The organism is Luteimonas dalianensis (genome assembly GCF_049339425.1).
Lineage (GTDB): Bacteria > Pseudomonadota > Gammaproteobacteria > Xanthomonadales > Xanthomonadaceae > Luteimonas > Luteimonas dalianensis.
In genome coordinates this window covers 39,987-65,998 of record NZ_JBMPPO010000004.1, presented here as the reverse complement: position 1 = coordinate 65,998, position 26,012 = coordinate 39,987, and the positions used below count along the sequence as shown (strand labels likewise).

The following is a 26,012-nucleotide window of genomic DNA, read 5'->3' as shown; positions in this document are numbered from 1 at the left end:
CCTCAGGACTGCAGGCGCTGCCTGATGTCGGCCAGCCAGTCGTGCCAGCTGGTGTCGTCGCGGGTCGGGTCGTATTCGCATCCCAACCCGCGTACCGCCGCCCCCAGCGCCGCCTCGTCGAAGTCGCGCGCAAGCAGGCGGTCGAGCTCGTCGCGGGCACGGGCGATGTATTCATCGCCCTCGCTCTCGCGCCAGGCGTCGACCACCGCGTCCGCGCTGTCATGGTCGAGCATCCAGTCCTGATGGAACCAGGCGGAGAAGAAGTTCTGCAGCGTGGGGTAGTCGTTCATCGGGATCAGGGCGCCGAGGGATATCCGGTGATGATTCTATAACCGATGTCCAGGCGGTCGGAGCGTTCCAGCACCAGCCTCACCGAGAACACGTCCTCGGCCTGGCTCTCGCCCCGGGCCACGGAGATGCCGGTGGTGGCATCGAAGCTCGAGTCGATCACCAGGCGGTTGCCACCCTTGCCGTTGAGCCAGTCGTCGACCGCGCCCTGGTGGTCGGCGATGGTCTCGGACACGAAGTACTCGGCTTCGGGCAGGTCGCGGAAGCTGGAGGCGGCGCTGATGTTGTCATTGCGCACCCGGTCGACCAGCCACTGTTCGCTCTTGCCCACATGGCGCTCGATCAGGTGGCCGCCGGCATCCTCATGGGCCTGCAGGCCGCCACCGGGCACCTGGGCGGTGCCACCGGTTTCCTCCAGGTGGGTGTCGAGCAGGGCGACGACGTCGCCGATCGCATCCTGTTCGGTGCGCGGCAGCTGGCTGGCGTCGAAGCCGGCCAGCGCGTCGCGGATCACGCCCAGCGCCGGGTCAAGCTGTTCGCGCAGGAACGGGGTCTGGCTGGCCAGATCCACGGCCGAGCGGGTCTGGTCGAGGAACTCGCCCAGGTTGCCCTGCTCGGCCAGGTTGGCGATGTGTTCGCCAAGGTCGGGGCCGGCGTTGGCGGCGTCAAGGGCGAAGGCGTGGGCGTCAAGCCCGGCAGGCAGCGGCGGCAGGCCGCCGATGTCGAACGGGGATTGCTGGATGGGAGCGGCGAGGGCGTCCATGTTGTGCACCGGAATCGGGAAAGTGCACAGGCTAGGGAGCGGCGCTCCGTAATACAGCTGGTGGCGACCCTAGGTCGCTGGCGCCGGACGCTTCGCAGCCGTCCTGAACCAGCAGGGATCGCAAAGGAAAAGCGGGCCCGGGGCCCGCCTTCCTGTTTCCGCTGTTTCGATCCGGCCGGCTCAGCCGCCGCTGAAGCGCTTCATCGACTCGACCAGCACGCGCTTGGCCTCCTCGGCGTTGCCCCAGCCCTCCAGGCGCACCCACTTCTCCTTCTCCAGATCCTTGTAGTGCTCGAAGAAGTGGCCGATGCGCTCCAGCCAGTGCGGCGAGACCTGGTCGATATCGTTGACGTGGGCATAGCCGGCGAAGACCTTCGCCACCGGCACCGCCAGGATCTTCTCGTCGGAACCGGCCTCGTCCACCATGTTCAGCACGCCCACCGGGCGGCAGCGGATCACCGAGCCGGGCACCAGCGGCAGGGGCAGGATCACCATCACGTCGGCCGGGTCGCCGTCGCCGCAGACGGTGTCGGGCACGTAGCCGTAGTTGCACGGATAGCGCATCGGCGTGGACAGCACGCGGTCGACGAAGATCGCGCCGCTCTGCTTGTCGACTTCGTACTTCACCGGCTCCGAGTCCTTCGGGATCTCGATGATGACGTTGATTTCTTCCGGCGGATTGTTGCCGGCGGGAACGTGGTCCAGGCCCATGGGTGGTCTCCGACGCGCGGCGCATCGGCGCCGCTGGGGTGGGGGGTGGCTTGTGGCCGCCTATTTTAACGGGTTCCTGCTGCGACGCAGCATCCGCGCTCCCCGCCCGCGCTCCGGCCCCCTAGGGTGAACCCCAGATGGGGAACGCCCCAGCTTGGATGCGTCCATACGCAGGCGTATCTATTTCACCACGATATCCGAGAGGGAGTGCCCGAAATGTCCGTACAGCTTGATTCCGCGAACCCGGCCGCAGCCGCCCTGCACAACCAGGCGGGGGTGTGGGAGCAACCGCTCGACAGCGCCGCCCGCATCCAGCGGCACGAGCTGGAGAGCTCTCCGACCCATCCCACCGCCGGCCCTGTGGACGGTTCGGGCATCGGGCCGCGGGTCGACCTGGGCGCAACCCGCATCGACGGCGACGCCACCAACGAGGGCACGCGCACCCAGGAGTCCACCGTCGACGGCAAGCCGATCCTGGTCGACCAGCTGCATGAGTCGCCGGGGGTGTCCATCACCCGCGAGCGCACCGCGGTCGAGCAGGGCGGGCAGTACTACGTGGCGTCCGACCAGCTGGTGTTCACCACCGGCGACGGCAACGACCAGGTCCAGGTGACCCAGAACGCGAACGGCAGCGTCAGCTTCGACGTCAACGGCGAGACCTACGAGGTCGAGCTGGCCCGCGGGCAGGAGATCACCATCCGCGCCGGCGACGGCGACGACACCATCGAGATCGATTCGGGGGTGACGGTGAACTTCGTCATCGAGGGCGGCGCGGGCGACAACGTCATCTCCGCGCTGGGCAGCGGTGACGACCGCATCCAGGGCGGCGCCGGCAACGACGTTATCACCCTGGGCGAAGGCAACAACTACGTCTACGGCGGCGCCGGGGACGACGCCATCTCGGTGCTGGGCGCCGGCCGCAACGTGCTGTACGGCGGCGAAGGCAACGACACCATCACCGGCGGCCAGGGCATCGACTACATCGATGGCGGCGTGGGCGACGACCGGATCGACGGCGTCACCGGCCAGAACATCCTGGTCGGCGGGCTGGGCAACAACGTCATCCATACCGGTACCGGTGATTCGCGCGTGTACGCGGGTGACGACAGCACCGTGGTCAACAACGGCGGCCAGGACGTGATCTACGCGACCGAGGCGATCTCCGACCGCATCAGCGCCGAGAACGGCGGCAGCAACACGGTCGTCAACGTGGTGCTGGATCCGTCGCTGGGCCGCAGCATGACCATCGAGGGCTCGGAGGAGTTCGTGAGCCGCGTGCAGGCCGACATCGAGATGCTGCGCAACTCGCCCAACGGGCAGCAGATGCTGGCCGAGTTCGATGCCGCGGCCGCCAATGGCAACACGGTGACCATCCGCGAGCTGCAGAACGAGCAGAACGGCTATGCCAGCATGATCCCGAGCTACATCAGCAACGGCCAGGCCGGCGGCGGATCGGACGTGACGATTTCCTACAACCCGTCGTTCTTCGTTGAAAGCCTGCCGGCTCCGTCGGTGATCCTCTACCACGAGATGTCGCACGGCTTCAACGCGGTGACCGGCACCTTCATGCCGGGCAACTATGACGGCGGCGCCGAGGGCCGCAGCCATCCCGACTACGGGCTGGTGAACGTCGAGCGCCAGGCCGTGGGCCTGCCGAGCAGCCATCCGGAGTTCGACTTCGGCAACGGGCGGGTGACCAACTCCAACCCCTACGAGCTGACCGAGAACGGCATCCGCGAGGAAATGGGGCTGGATCTGCGTCCCAGCTACATGGCGCCCTGATCGCGCCGGACGCGCTCGATGATCCGGCCGGGCCGGCCCGCAGACGGGCCGGCCCGGTCGCCCGATGACCCGGGCGATCCCCCTACCTCGGGTACGCCCCAGCTTGGCGGACGCAATGCCTGAGCGTATCTATACGCCACCGTACTGACAAAACATGCAGGCCACGCCCATGTCACTGAATCTGGACACAGCAGTTTCCCCTTCGACGATCGCCCAGTCGCAGCAGCAGTACTGGGAGGATCCCGCGCTGGCAGGCGACCGGTTCGCCGAGGCGCCGCTGCGCAGCGACCAGGCCGCGCCGGTGGACGCGCCCCTGGACGGTGCCGCGGACGGCGCCGTCACCATCTCCGGCAACGACACCGGCTCCAGCCTGCCGAACAAGACCACCCCGGACGGCAAGACCATCCGCAACGCCGAGCTGCACCAGGGCGAGCAGGCCACCGTGACCCGCGAGCAGACCCAGGCCGGCAGCCTGTTCAGCAGCTATGTGAGCAGCGACCAGGTGGTGTTCACCACCAACGGGGACGGCGACGACCACGTGCAGATCAGCCAGCGCGACGACGGCACCCTGGACATCGACGTCAACGGCGAGGTCTACGAAGTGCGCCTGACCGAGCGCCAGGAGCTGACCATCCGCACCGGCGCCGGCAACGACATCATCGAGGCCGCGCCCAACGTCACCGTCAACATGGTGGTGGATGCCGGCGCCGGGGACGACCGCATCGTCACCGGCATGGGCGACGACCGCATCCAGGGCGGCGACGGCAACGACTCCATCCAGACCATCGGCGGGCGCAACGACATCGACGGCGGCGACGGTGACGACGTCATCCACGGCGGCGACGGCGCCAACGTGATCTTCGGTGGCCGCGGCAACGACGAGATCCACGCCGGCAGCGGCTTCAACCATATCGACGCCGGCCGCGGCGACGACGTCATCCACGGCGGCGCCGGGCAGAACATCATTTCCGCCGGCGGCGGCAACGACCAGGTCAACCTGACCGGCAGCCAGAACACGGTGTATACCGGCGACGGCAGCACCGAAGTGGAAGGCGCGCACGCCGACGACACCGTCTATGCCACCGTCAACGACCTGATCAATGCCAGCGGCGGCGCCGCGCCCACGGTGGTGAACGTGGAGATCGATCCGGAGCTGGGCAGCAGCGTGGTGGTGACCGGCTCGGAGGCCTTCCAGCAGCGCATGGAAGCCGAGCTCGATTTCCTGCGGGCGTCCCCGGCCGGGCAGCAGATGCTGGCCGAGCTTGATGCCGCCGCCGAGCAGGGCAACGTGGTGACCATCCGCGAGCTGGCCAACGAGCAGAACGGCTACGCCCAGACCATGGGCCGGACCAACGCCGAGATCAGCAACGGCCAGGCCGGCACCGGATCGGACGTGCTGGTGAGCTACAACCCGTCCTTCCACATGGATGCCTTCCCGACCTCCAGCGTGGTGCTCTTCCACGAGCTCTCGCATGCCTACAACGGCGTGACCGGCACCTTCCAGCCGGGCACCTACCGGGGTGAAGGCCCCGATTCGGGCCGGGTGCCCAACGCCGAGCGGCAGGCCGTTGGCCTTGAGACCTCCGCCGATCCCTACGACTTCGACGGCGATCCCTCCACCCCGCCCACCACCCACAACCCGATGCACCTGACGGAGAACGGCATCCGTCGGGAAATGGGGCTGCCCGATCGCCCCAGCTACGCCCTGTAACCGCCTGCCCCTGGCAGCGGTTGCACTCTCCAGGGACGGAGACGGCGGGCAGCCTGCTTCACGGCAGGCTGCCCGTCATTTTTTTATCCTGATTGACCAGGCTCGACCCGAGGACGCTATCGCATGAAATCCAGACTCCCCGGCGCCAGCGCGCGCCATGCGCTGCTGGCAGCGCTGGTGATGGCGGGAGCCGGCGGCGCGTGCGCGCACGGCGGCCACGCCGGTTACGATCAGACCAACGAACCGATGGAGGGCACCACCATGACCGAAGCGCCGGCGACCACGATCCAGGGCGATGGCGTACGCGTCGAGGCCGCGTTCGATGTCCGCGCGGGCGGCCCGCTGCAGGTGCGCTATCGCGTGCACAACACCGGCGATGCGGATCTGGCGGTGTTCGACCGTGGCAATCGCCACGCGGTGATGACCAGGCGCCAGCAGACCGGGGAAGTGGGCGAACCCGGGTTCCACGAGGACGGCGATGGCGGCCTGGTGCTCAGCCACGTGGCCCGGCCGCTGCCGCAGCCCAGCCCGACCCTGCCGCCGACGCCGCTTGCCGCCAGGCTTGCCCCCGGCCAGGCGCTGGAAGGCAGCTTCAGCTTCTCGCCGCTGGTGGGCGAGCCGCCGCGGCGGCTGCGCTGGTGCCTGGGCGTGGCGGCGTTCGACGGGGAGCTGTTCCGTGATCCGGAGCAGGTGGACGGCGTGGAGGTCTGGCAGGCGTCCTTTGCCCTGGCCGACAGCCAGCAGCAGCTGTGCACGCCGTGGTTCGACGTGGCGGCCGGGGCGTTCGAGGCGCAGTAGCCCTGCATCCCGCTGGATCGTGAAGAAGAACGGCGGCCCTGGGGCCGCCGTTCCGTTTCAGGCAGGTGTCGCCCGGGCCCTGCTCAGAGCAGCGGCACCATCAGCAGGGCGACGATGTTGATGATCTTGATCAGCGGGTTGATGGCCGGGCCGGCGGTGTCCTTGTAGGGATCGCCGACGGTATCGCCGGTGACCGCCGCCTTGTGGGCCTCGCTGCCCTTGCCGCCGTGGTGGCCGTCCTCGATGTGCTTCTTGGCGTTGTCCCAGGCGCCGCCGCCGGCGGTCATGGAGATCGCCACGAACACGCCAGTGACGATGGTGCCGATCAGCAGCCCGCCCAGCGCCTGCGGCCCCAGCAGCAGGCCGACGATGACCGGCACCGCCACCGGCAGCAGCGAGGGCAGGATCATTTCCTTGATCGCCGACTTCGTCAGCATGTCCACCGCGCGGCCGTAGTCGGGCTTGCCGGTGCCCTCCATGATCCCGGGAATCTCGCGGAACTGGCGCCGGACTTCCTCGACCACCGAGCCCGCCGCCCGGCCCACGGCTTCCATCGCCATGGCGCCGAACAGGTACGGGATCAGGCCGCCGATCAGCAGGCCGATGATCACCATGTGGTTGGACAGGTCGAACGTGGTGCCCGCGCCCAGGTGGGTTTCCAGGTTGTGGGTGTAATCGGAAAACAGCACCAGCGCGGCCAGCGCGGCCGAGCCGATGGCGTAGCCCTTGGTCACCGCCTTGGTGGTGTTGCCCACCGCGTCCAGCGGGTCGGTGACGTCGCGTACGTCCGACGGCAGCTCGGCCATCTCGGCGATGCCGCCGGCGTTGTCGGTGATCGGGCCGTAGGCGTCCAGGGCCACGATCATGCCGGTCATCGACAGCATGGCGGTGGCGGCGATGGCGATGCCGTACAGGCCGCCCAGCTCGAAACAGGCCCAGATCGCGATGCACACCGCGACCACCGGCCACGCCGTGGCCTTCATCGAGATGCCCAGGCCGGCGATGATGTTGGTGCCGTGGCCGGTGGTGGAGGCCGCCGCGATCTGCTGCACTGGCTTGTACTGGGTGCCGGTGTAGTACTCGGTGATCCACACGATCGCGCCGGTCAGCACCAGGCCGATGATGGCGCAGGCGAAGATGTTCATCGCGCCGTGCACGTTGTCGGCCATCAGCGAGGTGGTGATCGGGTAGAACGCCACCGCCGCCAGCACGCCCGACACGATCACGCCCTTGTACAGCGCGCCCATGATCGAGCCGCCCGGCTTCACCTTGACGAACATCGCGCCGATGATCGAGGCGATGATGGACGCGCCGCCCAGCACCAGCGGATACAGCACGCCGTTGCTGCCGACCTCGGACACCATCAGGAAGCCCAGCAGCATGGTCGCGATCACGGTGACCGCATAGGTCTCGAACAGGTCGGCGGCCATGCCGGCGCAGTCGCCCACGTTGTCGCCCACGTTGTCGGCGATCACCGCCGGGTTGCGCGGATCGTCCTCCGGGATGCCGGCCTCGACCTTGCCCACCAGGTCGGCGCCCACGTCGGCGCCCTTGGTGAAGATGCCGCCGCCCAGGCGGGCGAAGATGGAGATCAGCGAGGAGCCGAAGGCCAGGCCCAGCAGGGCGTGCAGCACGTCCTCGGTGGGCATGCCCATGAAGTTGAGCACCGCCCAGTAGCCGGCAACGCCCAGCAGGCCCAGCCCGACCACCAGCATGCCGGTGATGGCGCCGCCCTTGAAGGCCACGTCCATCGCCGCGCTGATGCCGTTGCGGGCGGCCTCGGCGGTGCGCACGTTGGCGCGCACCGACACGTTCATGCCGATGTAGCCGGCCATGCCCGAGAGCACCGCGCCGAGCAGGAAGCCGATCGCGGTGGGCCAGTTGAGGAACAGCCCGACCAGCACGAACAGCACCACGCCGACGATGGAAATGGTCAGGTACTGCCGGTTCAGATAGGCGCGCGCGCCTTCCTGGATCGCTCCGGCGATCTCCTGCATGCGTTCATTGCCGGCAGGCTGGCGATTGATCCAGCCGGTGGCGAAGACGCCGTAGAGAATCGCGATGACGGCGCACCCCAGCGCCAGCCACAAACCGTATTGCTCAAGCATGAAACCCCTCCCAGAGTGATGCTTCGAAGAGACAGCGGTAAATTGGCAACCAGCGGACTATGGCACAGCGCCGCGGACGCGCCAAACGGCGCGCGGGCGGGCTTCCCGGCCCGCCGGGCCTGCCGTAACCTTGGGCGATGAAGCTCGCCATCCTGTCGCGCAACGGCCGGCTGTATTCGACCCGCAGGCTGGTGGAAGCAGCCCGCGCGCGCGGGCATACGGTGCGGGTGCTCGACCCGCTGCGCTGCTACATGCGCATCGCCGCCGACGGCTTCGCCATGCATTACAGGGGCAGGCCGCTGAAGGGCTACGACGCGGTGATCCCCCGAATCGGCGCCTCGGTCTCGCGCTACGGCAACGCGGTGCTGCACCAGTTCGAACTGATGGGCTGCCATACGCCCAATCCGTCGGCGGCCATCGTGCGTGCGCGCGACAAGCTGCGCTGCCACCAGCTGCTGGCGGCCGAGGGCATCGACATGCCGGCCACGGTGTTCGGCGACAACCCGGACGACACCGCCGACCTGCTGTCGATGCTCGGGCCGCCGCCGCACGTGATCAAGCTCAACGAGGGCGCCCAGGGCGCCGGGGTGATGCTGACCGAGAAGCTGTCCTCCTCGCGCAGCGTGGTGGAGGCGCTGCGCGGGCTGCATGCCACGTTCCTGGTGCAGGAGTTCGTGGCCGAGGCGCAGGGCAGCGACCTGCGCTGCCTGGTGGTGGGCGACCGGGTGGTGGCGGCGATGCGGCGCGAGGCCCCGGAAGGGGATTTTCGCGCCAACCTGCACCGCGGCGGGAGTGCGGCGGTGGCGAAGCCCTCCGCGCGCGAGCGCGCGCTGGCGGTGCGCGCGGCGCGGGTGCTCGGGCTGGGCGTGGCCGGGGTCGACCTGGTGCATTCCGCGCGCGGGCCGCTGGTGCTGGAGGTCAACGCCTCGCCGGGGCTGGAGGGCGTGGAGGCGGTGTCGGGGGTGGACGTGGCCGGGGCGATCGTGGATCACGTGCACGCCGGGGCCGGCCGGCGCCGCCGCCCGCGCCGGCCCGTGCTTTAACCATCCGCTAACGTCCGGCTTAACAGCTGTTTAATCGGCGCCCGCGTAGCGTTGGGTCTCCGCAGCGAGCTCTCCAGGGCCGGGCCATGGGCCGGCAGGCGGATTGCGTCGATCGGGGCGGTTGATCTCATTGGCCCGGGCATGTCCCGGGTCTTTTGTGTCCGCGGATCGCGCGGCGGAGGCGACGCCGGCTTCGCGCGGTTGTGTGCCAGAATCCGGGCATCCCGTCCACGCACCATGGAAGCCATCGCCGATGCGCATACTCGTCATCGAGGACAACCAGGACATCGCCGCCAACCTGGGCGATTATCTCGAGGAGCGCGGCCATACGGTCGACTTCGCGGCCGACGGCGTCACCGGCCTGCACCTGGCAGTGGTGCACGACTTCGACGCCATCGTGCTCGATCTCAACCTGCCGGGCATGGACGGCCTGGAGGTCTGCCGCAAGCTGCGCAACGAGGCCCGCAAGCAGACGCCGGTGCTGATGCTGACCGCCCGTGACAGCCTGGACAACAAGCTGGCCGGGTTCGATTCTGGCGCCGACGATTACCTGGTCAAGCCGTTCGCCCTGCAGGAAGTGGAGGTGCGCCTGAACGCGCTGCTGCGCCGCGGGCGCGGGGTGCAGACCCGGGTACTGGAAGTGGGCGACGTGGAGTACAACCTGGACACGCTGGAAGTGCGCCGCGAGGGCAAGCTGCTGCAGCTCAACCCCACCGCGCTCAAGATCCTGCAGGCGCTGATGGAGGCCTCGCCGGCGGTGGTCACCCGCCAGGAGCTGGAGACCCGGGTCTGGGGCGAGGAGCTGCCGGATTCGGATTCGCTGCGCGTGCACATCCACGGCCTGCGGGCGATGGTCGACAAGCCGTTCGACACCCCGCTGATCCAGACCCGCCACGGGATCGGCTACCGGATCGCCCAGCCAGATGGCGGCAGCTGACCCGGGGACGGCGCCCGGACGCAGGCCGCGCTACCGGCGGCGCCTGCGCAGCCGCATCATCGTCACCTTCGTCCTGCTCGGCTTCGGGCTCACGGTGCTGTTCGCGTTCCTGACCCAGGAGGCGCGCAACCGGGTCGAGAACGCGCTGGTCGAGGACGTGCTGAACCAGAACATCGACGAGTACGCGCGCCTGTACTACACCGATCCCACCGGGCGGCCCGAGCTGCCGGTGCAGCAGATGGTGGGGCGGGTGGTCAAGCGCGACCGGTTCGAGGCCCTGCGGCTTGACCAGCCCGACTGGTACGACCTGTCCGACGGCATCCACAACCTGAGCGGGGTGGACGAGACGGGCGAGCCGTTCGCCTACAAGCTGGCGGTGCGCAAGACGCCGGAGGAGTGGTTCTTCCTGGCCTACGACATGACCCAGGCCAGCCGCGGCGAGGCCCAGTTCCAGCGTGCGATCCTGGGCGCGGTGCTGGTGGTGACGCTGCTGTCGGTGCTGCTGGGCTGGTGGTCGGCGGCGCGGGTGATGAGCCCGGTGTCCGAACTCGCCAGGCGGCTGCAGCGCTCCGGCGGCGAGGCCCGGCCCGAGGCCCTGGCCGTCCACTTTCCCGATGACGAGGTCGGCCAGCTGGCCGGCGCGCTGGACGACTACGCCGCGCGCCTGACCGAGGTGGTCGAGCGCGACCGCGAGTTCAACGCCGACGTCAGCCACGAGCTGCGCACGCCGCTGGCGGTGATCCGCGGCGCGGTCGAGCTGCTGCTCTCGCGCCCGGAGATGGACGAGCGCACCCGGGCGCGGCTGCTGCGCATCCAGCGCGCCGAGCAGCAGTGCACCGACCTGATCAGCGCCCTGCTGCTGCTCTCGCGCAACGAGCGCGGGCACGGCAATACCGATGTTTCCGCCGTCGCCGGCCAGCTGCTGGACGCGCATCGCGCCCAGGTCGGGAGCAAGCCGCTGGAGCTGCGCCTGGAGCAGCAGGCGCAGCTGGTGGTCGACGCCCCCGAGTCGGCGGTGTCCGTGGCGCTGGGCAACCTGGTCGGCAACGCGGTCAAGTACACCACGGCCGGCGAGGTGATCGTGCGGATCCTGCCCGGGGTGGTCGAGGTGATCGATTCGGGCCCGGGCCTGGGCGGGGAGGATGCGGCCAAGCTGTTCGAACGCGGCTACCGGGGCACCCACGCCGAGCACTCGCAGGGCGGCGGCATCGGCCTGTCGATCGTGCGCCGCCTGTGCGCCCTCTACGGCTGGGACGTGCGGGTGGTGCCCGGCGAAACCCAGGGCGTGGTGGCGACCCTGTCCTTCGAGGCCGGCGAGCCCCTGTAGGCGCGCGCCTACAGGGGCGGGTCGATGGTGGCGGCGTCGGCCTGGCCGCTGGCCAGCGTCCAGCCGACGATGTCGGCGCTGACCACGGCCAGCGCCTGCTCGAAGGCGGCGACCACCTGCGGCACCGCGGTGCCGGCGGCCGGTTGCGCGGCCAGGAACGTGCGCGAGGCCACCAGCCGCTGGTCGCGGTTGTACAGCAGCTTCGCGGTCACCTCGATGGTGGCCTCGGGCACCGCCTTGCCGGCGTAGTCCGATTCGAACCTGCGCACCTCCATCACCAGCTTGTAGTCGGGACGGATGCCGACCTCGCTGCGGGCGACCGCTTCGATGCGGCCGGAGTCCTCGAAGGCGCGCAGGACGGTGGTTTCCAGCAGGTCGGTGGAGGGCTGCGACCAGGAGGAGCCGGCGTACACCTGCAGCTCCGAGGACGCCGGGCGCACGTTGATGCGCGGGCTGTCCACCATCCGCGAGGCGCTGGAGCCGCCGATCGTGAGCTGCCAGTCCACATGCGGCCAGGACGGGTCGGGCTGCACCCGCACGTCGGGCGAGTAGATCACCCCGCGCTCGCGCGGGCCGCTGCCCAGCAGGCTGCAGCCGGCCATGGCCAGCGCCAGGGCGCAGGCCAGCAGCAGGCGGACGGATGCCGGGAGTGCGGGAGTGCGGACGGGATTGCGCATGTTCATTCGGGTTCGAACTCCGTGGGTGCGTCGCGGCCGAACAGGTAGCGAACCGGGTTGTTGTCCAGCCGGTCGCTGATCCGGCGCAGGTCGCGTACCAGGCCGCGCAGCTCGCCCAGGGTGGGGCCCAGCTGCGACAGGCCGTCGTTGGCGAAGCTGTTGATGGCCGCCCGGTTCTCGTTGAGGATCGCGTCGGCGCCGTCGGCGGCCGAGTCGAGCCGGGCCAGGGTGCTGTCCAGGCGATCCATCAGCGGCGGCAGCTCCTGCACGAACGCGCGGTCGAAGTCGACGATGGCGCTGTTGGCGCTGGTCAGCGTCTGCTCCAGCTGCTCGCTGGCCTGGCGCGCCGAGCTGAGCAGGGCGGTCACCTCCTCGCGGCTGTCGCCGAAGGCCGCGGTCGCGTTCTCCAGGTTGGCCAGGGTGTTTTCGATGCTGGCGATGTTCTCGTTGCTCAGCAGCCCGTCCAGCCGCTCCACCATCCGGCTGGCGGTATCGGCGATGTTCTGCAGGGCCGATGGCGCGGTCGGGATGATCGGCACCTCGCGATCGGTGGTGTCCACCAGCCACGGCGCCTCGGGGCTGCCGCCGGTGAGCTGGATGATCGGCGGGCCGGTCAGGCTGGTGATCGACAGCCGGGCCTGGGTGTCGGCCTTGACCGGCGCGCGCGCATCCAGGCGCAGGCGGGCGATCACCTCGCGCGGATCGTCCGGGGACAGCTGCAGCGACTGCACCGTGCCCACCGCGATGCCGTTGTACTGCACGCTGCTGCCTTCCGAGAGCCCGGTCACCGGCTCGTTGAACACGATCGCGTACTCCTGCCAGCTGCGGTCGGAGGCGAACTTGGCCGCCCACAGCGCGAACAGCAGGCCGAACACCGCCACCGCGATGGTGAAGGCGCCGATCAGGACGTAATTGGCTCGGGTTTCCATGGTCAGGCTTCCAGCGGGTTGCCGTGCGGCGGGTCGCGGTCACGGGCGTTGCGGGCGGCGCGGGCGCGGGGCCCGTGGAAATACTCCTGTACCCACGGGTGGTCGAGCTGTTCGACCTCGCTGATCGGGCCCACGGCCAGCACCTTGCGCTCGGCCAGCACCGCGATCCGGTCACAGATCGCGTACAGGGTATCCAGATCGTGGGTGATCAGGAACACGGTCAGGCCCAGCGCCTGCTGCAGGGTGCGGATCAGCTGGTCGAAGGCGGCCGCGCCGATCGGATCCAGGCCGGCGGTGGGCTCGTCCAGGAACAGCAGCGGTGGATCCAGCGCCAGCGCCCGGGCCACGCCCGCGCGCTTGCGCATGCCGCCCGAGAGCTGCGACGGGTACTTGTCGATGGCGTCGGCCGGCAGGCCGGCCAGCTTCACCTTCAGCAGCGCCAGCTCGTAGCGCAGCGAGTCGTCCAGCGCCGGGTAGTGCTCCTTCAGCGGCACCTGCACGTTCTCGCCCACGCTCAGCGAGGAGAACAGGGCGCCGTCCTGGAACAGTACCCCGATGTTGCGTTCGATATGGCGCCGCGCCTCGACGGACTCGCTCAGCCCGTCTTCACCCAGCACCTGGATCTGCCCGGCGTTGGGCCGGCGCAGGCCGATGACGGTGCGCATCAGCACCGACTTGCCGCTGCCCGAGCCGCCGACCACGCCGATGATCTCGCCCCGGCGCACGTCCAGGTCCAGGCCTTCGTGCACCACCTGCTCGCCGAACCGGTTCTCCAGCCCGCGGATGCGGATGATCGGCTCGCGGCCGTGGTCCTCGCCCATCGTCCTCACCAGCCCATGTGCATGAACCAGATCGCCGCGAACGCGTCGATCACGATCACCAGCGAAATCGTCTGCACCACGCTGGAAGTGGTGCGCTCGCCCACAGACTGCGCGGTGCCGGTGACCTGCAGACCTTCCAGGCAGCCGATCAGCGCGATCAGCAGGGCGAATAGCGGGGCCTTGGAAAGCCCGACCAGCATGTGCCGGAACTCGAAGGTGTCCTGCACCCGTGACAGGTAGGCCTGCACCGGGATTTCGAGGCTGAACACGCCCACGCTCAGGCCGCCGGCCAGGCCGGCGGTCATTGCCAGGAAGGTCAGGACCGGCAGCATCACCAGCATGGCGATGATCCTGGGCAGGACCAGCAGGTCGACGGGGTCCAGGCCCAGGGTGCGGATGGCGTCGACCTCCTCGCGGCTGACCATCGCCCCGATCTGGGCGGTGAACGCGCTGGCGGTGCGTCCTGCCAGGATGATCGCGGTCAGCAGCACGCCGAACTCGCGCAGGAACGCGATGCTGACCAGTTCAACCACGAAGATTTCGGCGCCGAAGTCGGCCAGGATGGTGGCGCCCAGGAAGGCGATCACCGCGCCGACCAGGAACGACAGCAGGGCCACCAGCGGCACCGCGTCCAGGCCCACTTCCTCCATGTGGTGCACGGTGGAGGTGGGCCGGAAGCGCGAGGGCTCTTTCACCAGGCGCACCATCTTGACCAGGTTCTCGCCCAGGAAGCTGAGCAGGGTGGTCGCTTCCTTCAGGTTGCCGTGCACCGCGGCGCCCAGCCGCGCCAGCGCCGCGCTGAAGCCGTACTCGCGCCTGCGCGCCGGCCGGTCGTCCTGCACGTCCTCGATTGCCGCCACCAGCGCGTGGTGGTCGGGATGGAAGCTGAAGCCCGAGGAGTCCAGGCCGTGGCGGTTGGCGAACCGGATCAGCCGCAGCACGCCCAGCGTGTCCAGCCGTTCCACGCCGGTGGCGTCGATCACGGTGATCCCGTCCGGCGCCTGGGCCAGCGCCTGGCCGATCAGCTCGGTGTGGCGCAGCGTCCAGCGCCCCTGCAGGCGCAGCCGCGCGGGATCGGCGGGGTCGGCGTGCGCGCTGGGCGGGGTGGCGGGAGGCGACATGGGCCATAGAGTACGCAATCACGCCTGCAGGCAGTGAATCCACGGCGTCCGGTGCGCCTGCCACTGTCAGGGCGGCGTGGCCCATGCGATCCTGTGCCGATGACCGCAACCCCGCTTCGCACGTACAGCTATGCCGCCCGGATCGGCTTCGTGGTGGAGCTGGCCGAGCACCTGCACGCCTACGGCACCACCGCCCAGCGCCTGGAGGGCGCGGTGGTGGGCGTGGCCCACCAGCTGGGCCTTGAGTGCGAGCCGCGGGTGTCGCCGACCGGCATGCTGCTGGCCTTCAGCGACCCGCAGTGTCCGCCCGGCGAGAGCGACATCACCCGGGTGCTGCGCATGGGCCTGGGTGAAATCGACCTGTACAAGCTCAGCGAGGCCGATCGGATCGCCGAGGAGGTGCTGGCCGGCACCCTGGATCTGTCGGACGGCCACAGCGCGCTGCTGGAGCTGCAGCTGCGCCGCCCCGGGCGCGGCGGCAGGATCCTGCATGCGTTCGGGTTCGCGATGATCGCGGCCGGCGTGGCCGGCCTGTGGCGGCTGCCGTGGCTGGACATCGCCACCGCCGCCGGCATCGGCCTGCTGGTGGGCCTGCTCGACATGGCCACCCGCAACGGCGACCGGCTCAAGGAGGCGCACGAGGCGATTGCCGGCATGCTGGCGGGCTTCGCCGCGATCGCCGTAGCGAGCATGGTCGGGCCGCTCAACCTCAATACCGTGGTGATCGCCTCGCTGCTGGTGCTGCTGCCGGGCATGGCGATCACCAACGCGGTCAACGAGCTGACCAGCCAGCACCTGGTGTCGGGCACGGCGCGCCTGTCCGGCGCGGTGGCCACGGTGATCAAGCTCACCGTGGGCACGATGATCGCGCTCACCGTCGCCCAGATGCTGGGCATCGAGCCGCAGGTGCGGGCCTGGCGGCCGCAGCCGGACTGGGTGGAGTTGGTGGGCCTGGTGGTGGCCTGCGCGGCGTTCGCGGTGCTGTTCCGGGCGCGCCTGCGCGACGTGCCGGTGGTGATGGCGGCCGCCGCTACCGGGTACCTGATTTCGCGCTACGCCGGGCTGGCCTGGGGGGCGCCGATCGGGCTGTTCCTGTCGGCGCTGGTGGTGACCGCGGGCGGCAACGGCTATGCCCGCTGGGCCAACCGGCCGGGTGCGATCGTGCGGGTGCCGGGCATCATCATGCTGGTGCCCGGCAGCGCCAGCCTGCGCGGGCTGATGACCCTGATCCAGCAGCAGGACATGGCCGTGGGCCAGCAGGCGCTGATGGCGGTGGTGAATATCATCCTGGCGCTGATCGCCGGGCTGCTGTTCGGCAACCTGATCCTGCCCGCGCGCAAGAACCTCTGATCCTCCGCCGCAAAATGAAAACGCCGGCGCGGGGCCGGCGTTTTCGAAGGGCGGTGCTGAACCGGTTGTTTCCCGGTTACTTCCTGATCAGGAAATCCTCGACTTTCTTGCCCTTGGCGACCTCGGCGGCCAGCCAGCGCGGCTGCTTGCCGCGGCCGGTCCAGGTTTCATCCTTGTTGGCCGGGTTGCGGTACTTCGGCGGAACCTTGCCGAGCTTGCGGCCGGCGGTGGTCTTCCTGGCCACCTTGCGGGTGGCGGTCTTGCGGGTGGCGCCGGTGCCGCCGAACAGCTCATCGATGGTGTAGCCCTCCGACTTGGCCAGGGCCCTGAGCCGGGCGCGCACGGTGGTGATCGGCTTGCGCTTGGCCAGGGCGGTCTTGCGGCGCTTGGCCTGGGTGATCAGCGAGGCCAGCTCTTTCTGGGACAGGTCGTTCAGGTCGATCGCCATCGAATGCTCCTGCGAATGGGGAAGATAATGGGATGGATAACCCTCGGCATTCAGATGCCGCGCCGCGGATCATAATCGAATATATAAAGGCGATACAAATGCCGGGGTAAGCACCCCGGCATTCCGGGCGGTGCCGCTTCAGGCCCCGAGCCTGTCCATGAGCGCCGCCCGGTCGAGCGGTTCGGCGGCATCGGCAGTGCGGGCACGGTATTCATAGGTGCCCGCGGCCAGCCCGCGTTCGGAAACCACCACCCGGTGCGGGATGCCGATCAGCTCCATGTCGGCGAACATCGGGCCCGGGCGCAGGCCGCGGTCGTCGAGCACGGCGTCGATGCCGGCGGCCCTGAGTTCTTCGTATAGGCCCTGCGCCGCGGCATCGACTTCGGCAACCTTCTTCGGGTTGATGACGCACACCGCCACGTGCCACGGCGCCATCGCCTCGGGCCAGATGATCCCGGCCTCGTCGTGGTTCTGCTCGATCGCGGCGGCGACGATGCGCGACACGCCGATCCCGTAGCAGCCCATGGCCGGATGCACGTGGCCACCGCTTTCATCCAGCACGGTGAAATCCATGGCCTGGCTGTACTTGCGACCCAACTGGAACACGTGGCCGACCTCGATCCCGCGCGCGATGTCCAGGGTGCCGCCGTCGGCGGCGCGCTCGCCCGCCACCACCTTGCGCACGTCGGCCACCACGTCCGGTTCGGGCAGGTCGCGGCCCCAGTTGACCCCGGCCAGGTGCCGGCCGGCCTGGTTGGCGCCGACGACGAAATCGGCCATCGCCGCCACGTCGCGGTCGGCCACCACCCGCACCTTGCCGCGCGGGCTGACCGGGCCGATGAAACCCGGCTCGCTGCCCAGGTGGTCGGCGATCTCGGCTTCGGTGGCCATGCGGTAGCCGGCCATGCCCGGCACCCGCTCCAGCTTGATCTGGTTGACCTCGTGGTCGCCGCGCACCAGCACCAGCACCAAGCCGTCATCGGTCATGGTGGCCACGGACTTGACGGTGCGGCCCAGGGCGATGCCCAGCAGTTCCGCCACCGCCTCGCAGGTCTTCTGGGTCGGGGTGTCGACCTCGTGCATGTCCCCGGTCGCGTCCGGGCGCGGGCCCGGCGCGGCGGCGGTCGCGGTTTCCACGTTGGCGGCGTAGCCGGAGGCATCGGAGAAGGCGATCGCGTCCTCGCCCGAGTCCGCCATCACGTGGAACTCCTGCGAGGCGTCGCCGCCGATCGCGCCCGAGTCCGCCTGCACCGCGCGGAAGCGCAGCCCCAGCCGGGTGAAGATGCGGGTATAGGCGGCGTGCATGTTGGCGTATTCGGCGGCCAGGCCGGCATCGTCCAGGTGGAACGAATAGGCGTCCTTCATCAGGAACTCGCGCGCGCGCATGACCCCGAACCGCGGCCGGATCTCGTCGCGGAACTTGGTCTGGATCTGGTAGTAGTTCACCGGCAGCTGTTTGTAGCTGGACAGCTCGTTGCGGGCGAAGTCGGTGATCACTTCCTCGTGGGTGGGGCCCACGCAGTACCAGGCTTCCTTGCGATCCTGCAGCTTGAGCAGCTGGCCGCCGAAAACCTCCCAGCGCCCGCTTTCCTCCCACAGCTCGCGCGGCTGCACCGACGGCATCAGCATCTCGATCGCGCCGGCCGCGTCCATTTCCTCGCGCACCACCGCCTCTACCCTGCGCAGCACCCGCAGGCCCAGCGGCGACCACGTGTACAGTCCGGCGGCCAGGCGCCGGATCATGCCGGTGCGCAGCATCAGCCGGTGGCTGGCGACCTCGGCGTCGGCGGGGGTTTCACGGGTGGTGTGCAGGTGGAATCGCGACAGGCGCATCGGCGGGGAACCGGGCAGGGAAGGGCCGGTCATTGTGCCACGCGCAGGCGCCCGGGCCGGGCCCGGGATCAGCGTTTGCGGCCGTCCACGTGGATGCCTTCGCGCGGCTGTATGTCGACCTTTTCGTAGCGCACGCCGGGCGGTGGCGGCTGGTCGGTCACGTGGCGCACGCCGTCGGCGTCGCGCCAGCGGTAAAGCACCGGCCGGGACTCCTCGTAGGCGGCTTCGGCCGCGGCCAGGGCACGCTGCTCGCGCTGCTGCCGCTGCTCCGGCGGATCGCGCGCCAGCCACCAGGCCAGCGCGATGACGCCGGCCACGACCACGACGATGGCCCAGCCCCGGTGCACGGGTCAGCCGTCGGCGTCGTCGCAGTAGGCGCGGGCGGCGGCGCGTGCCAGCTCAAGCTGGTTGGTGCGCTCGTCCGCGCTCAGTTCGCGCACGTTGCCGCTGCCGTCGTCCTGCTGCACCGGGCCTTCGCCGAGCAGGATCTCGATATTGGCGCGGGCGGTGGTGCACTGCGGGTTGGCCGCGGCCTCCTGCGCGGGCGGGGGCGTCGTGGCCAGGGTGCTGGCGCCGGTGCTGGTGACCTGGCGGGTCTGGTACGGGGTGCCGGCGGGGGGCGGGGTTTCGGAGAAATGGGTAACGCCCCGGGCGTCGGTCCACTGGTAGATCTCGCTGGCGCTGGCGCCCGCGACGGATGCGGCCAGGGCCAAGGCGGCACAGGCGATGGAAAGGCGCATTGCGGGTGCTCCGGTGGCGTTGGAAGTTATGCGGATTGCAGCACCCCGCCGCCGGGGGCGCAAGTCGCCGGCGGCCGGATTGCCCCGGGTTTCCGCCGTATCCGGGCGGCGGCCGGTAAACTCACGCCATGGACGACCAGCACACCCCGGCCGGGGCCGCGCGCTCGCGCGGCATCTACCTGTTGCCGAACCTGTTCACCACCGGCGGCCTGTTCGCGGGTTTCTTCGCCATCATCGCCGCCTCGCAGGGGCGGTTTGGGCCCGCGTGCGTGGCGATTTTCGTGGCCGCGATCCTGGACGGCATCGACGGCCGGGTCGCGCGCCTGACCAATACCCAGAGCGAGTTCGGCGTGCAGTACGACTCGCTGGCCGACCTGATCAGCTTCGGCATGGCGCCGGCGCTGGTGATGTACCACTGGGCGCTGCTGGAGCTGCGGCTGGACGGCACCACCCTGGGCCGGGTGGGCTGGCTGGCGGCGTTCCTGTACGCGGCCTGCGCGGCGCTGCGCCTGGCCCGGTTCAACAGCCAGGTGGCGGTGGTCGACAAGCGCTGGTTCATCGGCCTGGCCAGCCCGGCGGCGGCGGGGCTGATGGCCAGCTTTGTCTGGACTGCCCATTCGCTGGGCCAGGACGGATACACGATGCGCTGGGTGGCGCTGGCGGTCACGGTGGTGGCCGGGCTGCTGATGGTCAGCCGGATCCGCTACTCCAGCTTCAAGGGGCGGGGCAGCGGGCCGCGCTCGGATCGGGTGCCGTTCTTCGTGCTGCTGATCGCGGTGGGCGTGCTGATCGCGCTGTGGATCGACCCGCCCAAGACGCTGCTGGCGGCGTCGCTGCTGTACGCGCTGTCCGGCCCGGTGTGGTGGCTGGTGCGCCGCCGCAGGCCGGCCGGGCCCGACGCCGCATGAGCTGGGACGGCCTGCAGCGCGAAGCGCTCGATGCGATGGGCTACGGGCTCATGCGCAGGGTCGATCCGGAGGCCGGGGAGGTGCCCGAGGGGGCGCTGTACGACGCGCTGCTGCGTGCCGCCGGCCGCGACCGGGACTCGTCCGATGCCGCGGCGCTGTGCCGCTCGTGGCCATCGCCCGAGGCCCTGCGCGACCCGGCCGCCAAGCGCGCGCTGTGGCCACGGCTGCGCGCGCTGCGCAGGCGGCCGCCGCCGTGATGGGCGCGCAGCCGGCAGGTGTCCCCACGCCGCGTGCCGGGCTGCGCCGCATGCGCGAGCAGGATCTGGACGCGGTGATCGCGATCGAACACCGCGCCTATCCGTTCCCGTGGACGATCGGCATCTTCCGCGACTGCCTGCGCGCGGGCTACCCGGCCTGGGTGCTGCACGACGATGGCGGCATCTTCGGCTACGGGGTGCTCAGCGTGGCGGCCGACGAGGCGCACCTGCTCAACGTGTGCGTGGCCCCGGAGCTGCAGGGACGCGGGCACGGCCGCCGCCTGCTGCGGTCGCTGCTGCGCATTGCCCGGTACGAAGGGGCAATGCGGGTGTTCCTGGAGGTGCGTCCGTCCAATCCGCAGGCGGTGGCGCTGTACCAGGACGAAGGCTTCAACGAGATCGGCCGGCGCCCGCGGTACTACCCCACCCACCAGGGACGCGAGGACGCGATCGTGATGGCCCTGGAACTGCTGCCGGAATAGCGGCGCGGGTTACAGCCGGGCGCGCTGGGCGGCCAGGTTTTCGTGCTGGGCCGTCCAGTCGGCCAGGCGCTTCTGCTCCTGCTCGACCACGGCCGCGGGCACCTTGTCGCTGAACTTCGCCAGCTTGGCGGCGCTCCTGTCCTTTTCCGCCGCCACCCGGGCCAGCTCCTTGTCCAGGCGCGCGCGCTCGGCGTCCAGGTCGACCAGGCCTTCCAGCGGCACGAACAGCTTGATCGTGCCGGCCAGGCCGGTGGCGGCCGGCGGCGGGTCGCCGTCGATGGCGTCGATCCGCTCCAGCCGGAGCAGCGACCTGAGCTGGGAGTCGAAGCGCTGTACGCGGGCGGCATCGGCCTGGCTTCCGCCCTGCACCAGCAGCGGCACCTGGCGGTTGGGCGACACCCCCAGTTCGCTGCGGATGCGCCGCAGCGCGGACACCATCTGCTTGAGCCACTCCACGTCGGCCTCGGCGCTGGCGTAGCCGGCCGCGTCGAAGTCCCGCGCCTGCGGATAGGGCCGCAGCGAGATGGTCGCCGCCTCGATGCCCAGCCGCGGCGCGACCTGGCGCCACAGCTCCTCGGTCACGAACGGGATCAGCGGGTGCAGCAGCCGCAGCAGCGCCTCCAGCACCCGCAGCAGGGTGCGCCGGGTGCTGTCGGCCGCGGCCGGGTCGTCGCCCTGCAGGGCCGGCTTGGCCAGCTCCAGGAACCAGTCGCAGAACTCGTCCCAGGTGAACTCGTACAGCGCCTGGGCCAGCAGGTCGAAACGGTAGCTGGCGAAGTGTCCGGCGGCCTCGGCGGAGGCGGCGGCCAGCCGCGCCAGGATCCACTTCTCCGCGTCGGTCACCGGCGCGTGGTCGCCGCCGGCGTCCACGCCCTCGGTGTTCATCAGCACGAAGCGGGTCGCGTTCCACAGCTTGTTGCAGAAGTTGCGGTAGCCGTCGGCGCGGCCCAGGTCGAACTTGATGTCGCGGCCGGGGCCGGCCAGCGCGGCCATGGTGAAGCGCAGGGGGTCGGCGCCGTGGGCGGCGATGCCCTCGGGGAACTCCCTGCGGGTGGCCTTTTCGATCTTCGCCGCCATCTGCGGCTGCATCAGGCCGCTGGTGCGCTTGGCCACCAGCGCGTCGATGGAGATGCCGTCGATGATGTCCAGCGGGTCGAGGATGTTGCCCTTGGACTTGGACATCTTCTGGCCCTCGCGGTCGCGCACCAGGCCGGTGATGTAGACGTCGCGGAACGGCACCTGGCCGGTCAGCCGGTCGGTCATCATGATCATCCGGGCGACCCAGAAGAAGATGATGTCAAAGCCCGTGACCAGCGCGCTGGAGGGCAGGAATTCATCGAACCCGCGCTCGGCCATGGCCGCTTCGTCCGGCCAGCCCAGGGTGCTGAACGGCCACAGCGCGGAGGAGAACCAGGTCTCCAGCACGTCGCTTTCCTGGCGCAGCGGCACGTCGGCGGCCAGCCCGGAGCGGGCGCGGGCGTCGGCCTCGTCGCGGCCGACGTGGATGTTGCCGGCCTCGTCGTACCAGGCCGGGATCCGGTGGCCCCACCAGAGCTGGCGGCTGATCGTCCAGTCCTGGATGTTCTCCATCCAGTGGCGGTAGGTGTTGATCCAGTTGGGTGGCACGAAGCGGACGGAGCCGTCCTCGACCAGCTCCATCCCGCGCCGGCCCATGTCGTCCATGCGCACGAACCACTGGTCGGTAAGGTAGGGCTCGATCACCGAGCCGGAGCGGTCGCCGAAGGGCTGCATGATCGCCCTGGACTCGACCACCGGGTTGCCCTCGGCGTCGGTCACCGCCAGGCCCTCGGCGGTGATCGCTTCGACCACGCGCCGGCGCGCCTCGTAGCGGTCCAGGCCGCGCAGGTCGTCGGGCACCAGGTTGACCGCACCCACGTCGCCGGCATCGCGCCCGCCGCGGGCGATCTCGCCGGCGATGCGCGCGCTCTCTTCATAGCCCAGGCCGTCGCTGCGCATCCGCGCCTTGCCGTCCATCAGCGCGTACAGCGGGATGCCGTTGCGTACGGCCACCTGGTAGTCGTTGAAGTCGTGCGCGCCGGTGATCTTGACCGCGCCGGAGCCGAACTCCGGATCCGGGTATTCGTCGGTGATGATCGGCACCAGCCGGCGGTGCTGCTTCGGCCCGACCGGGATCTCGCACAGCTTGCCGACGATCGGCGCATAGCGGGCGTCGTCCGGATGCACCGCCACCGCGCCGTCGCCGAGCATGGTCTCCGGGCGGGTGGTGGCGATGGAGATGTAGTCGCGGGTCTCGCGCAGGGTGACGTTGCCGTCGGCGTCGCGCTCGATGTATTCGTAGGTCTCGCCGCCGGCCAGCGGGTACCTGAAGTGCCACATGTGGCCCGGCGCTTCGCGGTTTTCAACCTCCAGGTCGGAGATCGCGGTGTCCAGCACCGGATCCCAGTTGACCAGGCGCTTGCCGCGGTAGACCAGGCCCTGCTCGTGCAGGCGCACGAAGGCCTCGATCACCGCCGCCGACGGGCCCGGATCCATGGTGAACACCTTGCGCGACCAGTCGCCCGAGGTGCCCATCCGGCGCATCTGCCGCTCGATGGTGTCGCCGGACTGCTGCTTCCACTCCCAGACCTTTTCGATGAAGCGCTCGCGGCCCAGCGAGTCACGGGTCTCGCCCTTGCCCTCGGCGGCCAGGTTGCGGTTGACCACCATCTCGGTGGCGATGCCGGCGTGGTCGCTGCCCAGCTGCCACAGGGTGCGGAAGCCGCGCATGCGGTGGTAGCGCACCAGCGCGTCCTGCAGGGTGTGCTGGAACGCGTGGCCCATGTGCAGGGTGCCGGTGACGTTGGGCGGCGGCAGCAGCACGGTGTAGGCCGGGCCGTCGCCGCGCGGCGCGAACGCGCCGGAGGCTTCCCACTCGGCGTACAGGCGGGACTCGAAGCTTCCGGGTTCGTAGCTGGGGGCGAGGGACATGGGCGGTCGGGGATTGTCGGATCGGGGTGGCGGGGAACTACATGTCGTATTTCTTCAGCGCCAGGCCGCGGGCCTGGTACTGCTTCCAGCGCTCGCGCAGCGGGCCGCGGGCGGCGGGGTCGGCGGGCACCACTTCCAGCACCCGGTCAAAGCCGCCTTCCACCGGCGCGTCGCGCAGGTTGATCACCAGCGGGCGCATCGGCGGATCCATGTCCGGGCTGGCGATCAGCACCGGCGCGTCCGCGTCATCCTCGGGCGACTCCATGCCGGCGATCTGGTGGGGGATGAAGACGTCGTCGCCCATGTCCCACAGCAGGTCGTCGACCAGTTCGGCCTGGGCCTGGTCACGGGCCAGCACCAGGGTCGGCAGGCCGGCGTCGTGGGCCTTGCGCGCCAGTTCGCACACCAGCCGCATCGGCTGGTCGCGAAAGCGCGGCTTGGCGATCAGGTAGAAGTCGGCGCGCACGGCTGGCGGGGCGGGCGGCTCAGGCCGCCCGATCCAGCAGCCACTGGCTGAGCAGGCCCACCGGCCGGCCGGTCGCCATGCTCATCTTGCCGTCGCCGCTGGCGGTGCCGGCGATGTCGATGTGCGCCCAGCGCTGGCCCTCGGTGAAGCGCGAGAGGAAGCAGCCGGCGGTGATCGCGCCGGCCCAGCGGCCGCCGATGTTGTAGATGTCGGCGAAGCTGGAGTCGAGCATCGGCTGGTATTCGTCCCACAGCGGCAGGCGCCAGGCGCGGTCGAACACGGTCTCGCCGGCGGCCAGCAGCTCGTCGGCCAGGTCGTCGTGCTTGCTCATCAGGCCCGAGGCCTGGCGGCCCAGCGCGACCATGCAGGCGCCGGTGAGGGTGGCCACGTCGATCAGCGCCTGCGGCTCGAAACGCTGGGCGTAGGTGAGCGCGTCGCACAGGATCAGGCGGCCCTCGGCGTCGGTGTTGCCGACCTCGATGGTCTTGCCCGACATGCTGGTGATCACGTCCGAGGGGCGGTAGCTGTTGCCGTCGATCGCGTTCTCCACCGCCGGCACCACCACCCGCAGGTTGATCGGCAGCTCCAGGCCCACCGCGGACACGAACGTGCCCATCACCGTGGCCGCGCCGCACATGTCGTACTTCATGTCCTCGATGCCGCCCTGGGTCTTCAGGTTCACGCCGCCGGTGTCGAAGGTGATGCCCTTGCCGACCAGCACGTACGGCTTGGCGTCGCCGCCGTTGTTCCACTCCAGCACCACCAGGTGCGGGCGGTTGGCCGAGCCGCGCGCCACCGACAGCAGCGAGCCCATGCCCAGCTCCTGCATCTGCGCCTCGTCGAGCACGGTGCAGGAGGCCTTGTCGAAGCGGGCGGCGAAGGCCTGGCCCTGTTCGGCCAGGTAGGCGGGGTTGCAGACGTTCGGCGGCAGGTTGCCCAGCTCGCGGGCGAATGCGACGCCGGCGGCGATCGCCTTGCCCTGGGCCAGCGCCTGTTCGTCATCGGCGGCCACGGCCAGGGTGCGCAGGCCGGTCTGCTCGCGCTTCCTGTTCTTCGCCCCCAGGGTGGCGACGTAGCGGTAGGCGGCGTGGTCGGCGGCGATCACCGCCTGGCGCACGTTCCACGCGCTGTCGCGATCCTTGACCTGGACATCGGCCAGGGCCAGCAGGGCGTCCTCCACCGGGCCGGTCTTGAGCGCGCCCACGGCGGTGGCGACCGCCTTCTGGTAGGCCGCGGGCCCGAACCGGTCGCGCTCGCCCAGCCCCACCACCAGCACCCGGCTGGCGGTGACGCCGTCCACGCCGTGCAGCAGGGCGCTGGCGCCGGCCTTGCCGGGCAGGTCGCCGGCCGCGGCGAGCCTGGCCAGGCGCCCGCCGGCGGCCTGGTCGAGGGCCTGGGCGGCGGGGCTGAGGGTCTTGTCGGCGAACACGCCCACCACGATGCAGCCGGTCTGGGCGGTGGCGGGGGCGTCGCGGTTCAGGGTGAATTCGAGGGTCATGAACGAGATTCCATGTGCAGTTCCTTACAATCGGCGGTTCCGCCCCCGTCCAGATCCCTTCCCGG

24 protein-coding genes and 1 pseudogene are annotated in these 26,012 nt (G+C 70.1%); 10 read left to right on the top strand and 15 right to left on the bottom strand.

Annotated features, from left to right (window positions below):
• Positions 1–2: 2 nt before the first annotated feature.
• The 3 genes from ACOZ90_RS06970 to ppa all read right to left on the bottom strand — a co-directional run bounded on the left by ACOZ90_RS06970 (position 3) and on the right by ppa (position 1,762).
• Complete coding sequence (locus ACOZ90_RS06970; RefSeq protein WP_422892928.1) at positions 3–290, bottom strand: contact-dependent growth inhibition system immunity protein; 288 nt, start codon at positions 288–290, stop codon at positions 3–5.
• Positions 291–295: 5 nt separating this feature from the next.
• On the bottom strand, positions 296–1,051 hold the full coding sequence (locus ACOZ90_RS06965; RefSeq protein ID WP_422892927.1) for an RNase A-like domain-containing protein: 756 nt from the start codon (positions 1,049–1,051) through the stop codon (positions 296–298).
• A gap of 180 nt (positions 1,052–1,231) precedes the next feature.
• Positions 1,232–1,762, bottom strand: coding sequence for an inorganic diphosphatase (ppa, locus tag ACOZ90_RS06960; RefSeq protein ID WP_422892926.1), 531 nt, complete (start codon positions 1,760–1,762; stop codon positions 1,232–1,234).
• Positions 1,763–1,978: 216 nt separating this feature from the next.
• On the opposite strand from ppa, the gene ACOZ90_RS06955 reads away from it, so the two are divergent.
• The 3 genes from ACOZ90_RS06955 (at position 1,979) to ACOZ90_RS06945 (ending at position 6,053) form a co-directional block, all read left to right on the top strand.
• Positions 1,979–3,544, top strand: coding sequence for a M91 family zinc metallopeptidase (locus ACOZ90_RS06955; protein WP_422892925.1), 1,566 nt, complete (start codon positions 1,979–1,981; stop codon positions 3,542–3,544).
• 169 nt (positions 3,545–3,713) lie between these two features.
• Positions 3,714–5,255: a M91 family zinc metallopeptidase gene (locus tag ACOZ90_RS06950; protein ID WP_422892924.1), complete on the top strand. Its 1,542-nt coding sequence runs from the start codon at positions 3,714–3,716 to the stop codon at positions 5,253–5,255.
• A gap of 123 nt (positions 5,256–5,378) precedes the next feature.
• Positions 5,379–6,053, top strand: a complete 675-nt coding sequence (locus tag ACOZ90_RS06945) for a hypothetical protein (protein WP_422892923.1) — start codon at positions 5,379–5,381, stop codon at positions 6,051–6,053.
• An 83-nt stretch (positions 6,054–6,136) separates the two neighbouring features.
• Here ACOZ90_RS06945 and ACOZ90_RS06940 read toward each other — a convergent pair whose 3' ends face one another.
• Positions 6,137–8,161, bottom strand: a complete 2,025-nt coding sequence (locus ACOZ90_RS06940) for a sodium-translocating pyrophosphatase (RefSeq protein WP_422892921.1) — start codon at positions 8,159–8,161, stop codon at positions 6,137–6,139.
• Positions 8,162–8,298: 137 nt separating this feature from the next.
• Here ACOZ90_RS06940 and rimK point away from each other — a divergent pair, with 137 nt between their 5' ends.
• The 3 genes from rimK (at position 8,299) to ACOZ90_RS06925 (ending at position 11,468) form a co-directional block, all read left to right on the top strand.
• Positions 8,299–9,204, top strand: coding sequence for a 30S ribosomal protein S6--L-glutamate ligase (rimK, locus tag ACOZ90_RS06935; protein ID WP_422892920.1), 906 nt, complete (start codon positions 8,299–8,301; stop codon positions 9,202–9,204).
• 253 nt (positions 9,205–9,457) lie between these two features.
• Positions 9,458–10,141, top strand: a complete 684-nt coding sequence (locus ACOZ90_RS06930; protein ID WP_422892919.1) for a response regulator transcription factor — start codon at positions 9,458–9,460, stop codon at positions 10,139–10,141.
• Positions 10,128–11,468 (top strand): sensor histidine kinase, encoded by a 1,341-nt coding sequence (locus ACOZ90_RS06925; protein WP_422892918.1) that lies wholly within the window; start codon positions 10,128–10,130, stop codon positions 11,466–11,468. Before ACOZ90_RS06930 ends, ACOZ90_RS06925 begins: the two co-directional genes overlap by 14 nt.
• 8 nt (positions 11,469–11,476) lie before the next feature.
• On the opposite strand, the gene ACOZ90_RS06920 is transcribed toward ACOZ90_RS06925, so the two are convergent.
• Genes ACOZ90_RS06920 through ACOZ90_RS06905 form a run of 4 tightly spaced genes read right to left on the bottom strand, consistent with a single transcriptional unit; the run spans position 11,477 to position 15,016 of the window.
• Positions 11,477–12,145, bottom strand: a complete 669-nt coding sequence (locus ACOZ90_RS06920) for an ABC-type transport auxiliary lipoprotein family protein (protein WP_422892917.1) — start codon at positions 12,143–12,145, stop codon at positions 11,477–11,479.
• A gap of 2 nt (positions 12,146–12,147) precedes the next feature.
• Positions 12,148–13,074, bottom strand: a complete 927-nt coding sequence (locus ACOZ90_RS06915) for an MlaD family protein (protein WP_422892916.1) — start codon at positions 13,072–13,074, stop codon at positions 12,148–12,150.
• Between the two features lie 2 nt (positions 13,075–13,076).
• Positions 13,077–13,895: an ABC transporter ATP-binding protein gene (locus tag ACOZ90_RS06910; protein WP_422892915.1), complete on the bottom strand. Its 819-nt coding sequence runs from the start codon at positions 13,893–13,895 to the stop codon at positions 13,077–13,079.
• Positions 13,896–13,900: 5 nt separating this feature from the next.
• On the bottom strand, positions 13,901–15,016 hold the full coding sequence (locus ACOZ90_RS06905; RefSeq protein WP_422892914.1) for an ABC transporter permease: 1,116 nt from the start codon (positions 15,014–15,016) through the stop codon (positions 13,901–13,903).
• A gap of 99 nt (positions 15,017–15,115) precedes the next feature.
• On the opposite strand from ACOZ90_RS06905, the gene ACOZ90_RS06900 reads away from it, so the two are divergent.
• Positions 15,116–16,366, top strand: a complete 1,251-nt coding sequence (locus ACOZ90_RS06900) for a threonine/serine exporter family protein (protein WP_422892913.1) — start codon at positions 15,116–15,118, stop codon at positions 16,364–16,366.
• Positions 16,367–16,445: 79 nt separating this feature from the next.
• Here ACOZ90_RS06900 and ACOZ90_RS06895 read toward each other — a convergent pair.
• From ACOZ90_RS06895 to ACOZ90_RS06880, 4 genes and pseudogenes are all read right to left on the bottom strand, one after another.
• Positions 16,446–16,814 (bottom strand): annotated as a pseudogene (locus tag ACOZ90_RS06895) (H-NS histone family protein); the annotation flags it as partial.
• 138 nt (positions 16,815–16,952) lie between these two features.
• Complete coding sequence (locus ACOZ90_RS06890) at positions 16,953–18,647, bottom strand: proline--tRNA ligase (protein WP_422892912.1); 1,695 nt, start codon at positions 18,645–18,647, stop codon at positions 16,953–16,955.
• Positions 18,648–18,715: 68 nt separating this feature from the next.
• A complete protein-coding gene (locus ACOZ90_RS06885; protein ID WP_422892911.1) occupies positions 18,716–18,994 on the bottom strand; it encodes a DUF4124 domain-containing protein in 279 nt (92 codons plus the stop codon).
• A gap of 3 nt (positions 18,995–18,997) precedes the next feature.
• Positions 18,998–19,387 (bottom strand): DUF4124 domain-containing protein, encoded by a 390-nt coding sequence (locus tag ACOZ90_RS06880; protein ID WP_422892910.1) that lies wholly within the window; start codon positions 19,385–19,387, stop codon positions 18,998–19,000.
• 128 nt (positions 19,388–19,515) lie between these two features.
• Between ACOZ90_RS06880 and pssA the strand changes: the two genes are divergently transcribed.
• Genes pssA through rimI form a run of 3 tightly spaced genes read left to right on the top strand, consistent with a single transcriptional unit; the run spans position 19,516 to position 21,034 of the window.
• Positions 19,516–20,295, top strand: a complete 780-nt coding sequence (pssA, locus tag ACOZ90_RS06875) for a CDP-diacylglycerol--serine O-phosphatidyltransferase (RefSeq protein ID WP_422892909.1) — start codon at positions 19,516–19,518, stop codon at positions 20,293–20,295.
• Positions 20,292–20,552 carry a hypothetical protein gene (locus ACOZ90_RS06870; protein ID WP_422892908.1) on the top strand — a complete coding sequence of 87 codons (261 nt, stop codon included), beginning with the start codon at positions 20,292–20,294 and terminating at the stop codon, positions 20,550–20,552. Before pssA ends, ACOZ90_RS06870 begins: the two co-directional genes overlap by 4 nt.
• Positions 20,552–21,034 carry a ribosomal protein S18-alanine N-acetyltransferase gene (gene rimI / locus ACOZ90_RS06865; RefSeq protein WP_422892907.1) on the top strand — a complete coding sequence of 161 codons (483 nt, stop codon included), beginning with the start codon at positions 20,552–20,554 and terminating at the stop codon, positions 21,032–21,034. The genes ACOZ90_RS06870 and rimI overlap by 1 nt, the downstream gene beginning before the upstream one ends.
• A gap of 9 nt (positions 21,035–21,043) precedes the next feature.
• Here rimI and ACOZ90_RS06860 read toward each other — a convergent pair whose 3' ends face one another.
• Genes ACOZ90_RS06860 through ACOZ90_RS06850 form a run of 3 tightly spaced genes read right to left on the bottom strand, consistent with a single transcriptional unit; the run spans position 21,044 to position 25,947 of the window.
• Positions 21,044–23,983: a valine--tRNA ligase gene (locus ACOZ90_RS06860; RefSeq protein WP_422892906.1), complete on the bottom strand. Its 2,940-nt coding sequence runs from the start codon at positions 23,981–23,983 to the stop codon at positions 21,044–21,046.
• 37 nt (positions 23,984–24,020) lie between these two features.
• The gene (locus ACOZ90_RS06855) at positions 24,021–24,449 is read right to left on the bottom strand and encodes a DNA polymerase III subunit chi (RefSeq protein ID WP_422892905.1); all 429 of its coding nucleotides are present in this window, start codon (positions 24,447–24,449) and stop codon (positions 24,021–24,023) included.
• A 19-nt stretch (positions 24,450–24,468) separates the two neighbouring features.
• Positions 24,469–25,947: a leucyl aminopeptidase gene (locus ACOZ90_RS06850; protein ID WP_422892904.1), complete on the bottom strand. Its 1,479-nt coding sequence runs from the start codon at positions 25,945–25,947 to the stop codon at positions 24,469–24,471.
• Positions 25,948–26,012: the final 65 nt, after the last annotated feature.

What these genes read in the sequence shown, in the direction of transcription:
- ACOZ90_RS06970 (WP_422892928.1), bottom strand. Translation starts at nt 290, where the DNA reads ATGAACGACTACCCCACGCTGCAGAACTTCTTCTCCGCCTGGTTCCAT.
- ACOZ90_RS06965 (WP_422892927.1), bottom strand. Translation starts at nt 1,051, where the DNA reads ATGGACGCCCTCGCCGCTCCCATCCAGCAATCCCCGTTCGACATCGGC.
- ppa (WP_422892926.1), bottom strand. Translation starts at nt 1,762, where the DNA reads ATGGGCCTGGACCACGTTCCCGCCGGCAACAATCCGCCGGAAGAAATC.
- ACOZ90_RS06955 (WP_422892925.1), top strand. Translation starts at nt 1,979, where the DNA reads ATGTCCGTACAGCTTGATTCCGCGAACCCGGCCGCAGCCGCCCTGCAC.
- ACOZ90_RS06950 (WP_422892924.1), top strand. Translation starts at nt 3,714, where the DNA reads ATGTCACTGAATCTGGACACAGCAGTTTCCCCTTCGACGATCGCCCAG.
- ACOZ90_RS06945 (WP_422892923.1), top strand. Translation starts at nt 5,379, where the DNA reads ATGAAATCCAGACTCCCCGGCGCCAGCGCGCGCCATGCGCTGCTGGCA.
- ACOZ90_RS06940 (WP_422892921.1), bottom strand. Translation starts at nt 8,161, where the DNA reads ATGCTTGAGCAATACGGTTTGTGGCTGGCGCTGGGGTGCGCCGTCATC.
- rimK (WP_422892920.1), top strand. Translation starts at nt 8,299, where the DNA reads ATGAAGCTCGCCATCCTGTCGCGCAACGGCCGGCTGTATTCGACCCGC.
- ACOZ90_RS06930 (WP_422892919.1), top strand. Translation starts at nt 9,458, where the DNA reads ATGCGCATACTCGTCATCGAGGACAACCAGGACATCGCCGCCAACCTG.
- ACOZ90_RS06925 (WP_422892918.1), top strand. Translation starts at nt 10,128, where the DNA reads ATGGCGGCAGCTGACCCGGGGACGGCGCCCGGACGCAGGCCGCGCTAC.
- ACOZ90_RS06920 (WP_422892917.1), bottom strand. Translation starts at nt 12,145, where the DNA reads ATGCGCAATCCCGTCCGCACTCCCGCACTCCCGGCATCCGTCCGCCTG.
- ACOZ90_RS06915 (WP_422892916.1), bottom strand. Translation starts at nt 13,074, where the DNA reads ATGGAAACCCGAGCCAATTACGTCCTGATCGGCGCCTTCACCATCGCG.
- ACOZ90_RS06910 (WP_422892915.1), bottom strand. Translation starts at nt 13,895, where the DNA reads ATGGGCGAGGACCACGGCCGCGAGCCGATCATCCGCATCCGCGGGCTG.
- ACOZ90_RS06905 (WP_422892914.1), bottom strand. Translation starts at nt 15,016, where the DNA reads ATGTCGCCTCCCGCCACCCCGCCCAGCGCGCACGCCGACCCCGCCGAT.
- ACOZ90_RS06900 (WP_422892913.1), top strand. Translation starts at nt 15,116, where the DNA reads ATGACCGCAACCCCGCTTCGCACGTACAGCTATGCCGCCCGGATCGGC.
- ACOZ90_RS06890 (WP_422892912.1), bottom strand. Translation starts at nt 18,647, where the DNA reads ATGCGCCTGTCGCGATTCCACCTGCACACCACCCGTGAAACCCCCGCC.
- ACOZ90_RS06880 (WP_422892910.1), bottom strand. Translation starts at nt 19,387, where the DNA reads ATGCGCCTTTCCATCGCCTGTGCCGCCTTGGCCCTGGCCGCATCCGTC.
- pssA (WP_422892909.1), top strand. Translation starts at nt 19,516, where the DNA reads ATGGACGACCAGCACACCCCGGCCGGGGCCGCGCGCTCGCGCGGCATC.
- ACOZ90_RS06870 (WP_422892908.1), top strand. Translation starts at nt 20,292, where the DNA reads ATGAGCTGGGACGGCCTGCAGCGCGAAGCGCTCGATGCGATGGGCTAC.
- rimI (WP_422892907.1), top strand. Translation starts at nt 20,552, where the DNA reads ATGGGCGCGCAGCCGGCAGGTGTCCCCACGCCGCGTGCCGGGCTGCGC.
- ACOZ90_RS06860 (WP_422892906.1), bottom strand. Translation starts at nt 23,983, where the DNA reads ATGTCCCTCGCCCCCAGCTACGAACCCGGAAGCTTCGAGTCCCGCCTG.
- ACOZ90_RS06850 (WP_422892904.1), bottom strand. Translation starts at nt 25,947, where the DNA reads ATGACCCTCGAATTCACCCTGAACCGCGACGCCCCCGCCACCGCCCAG.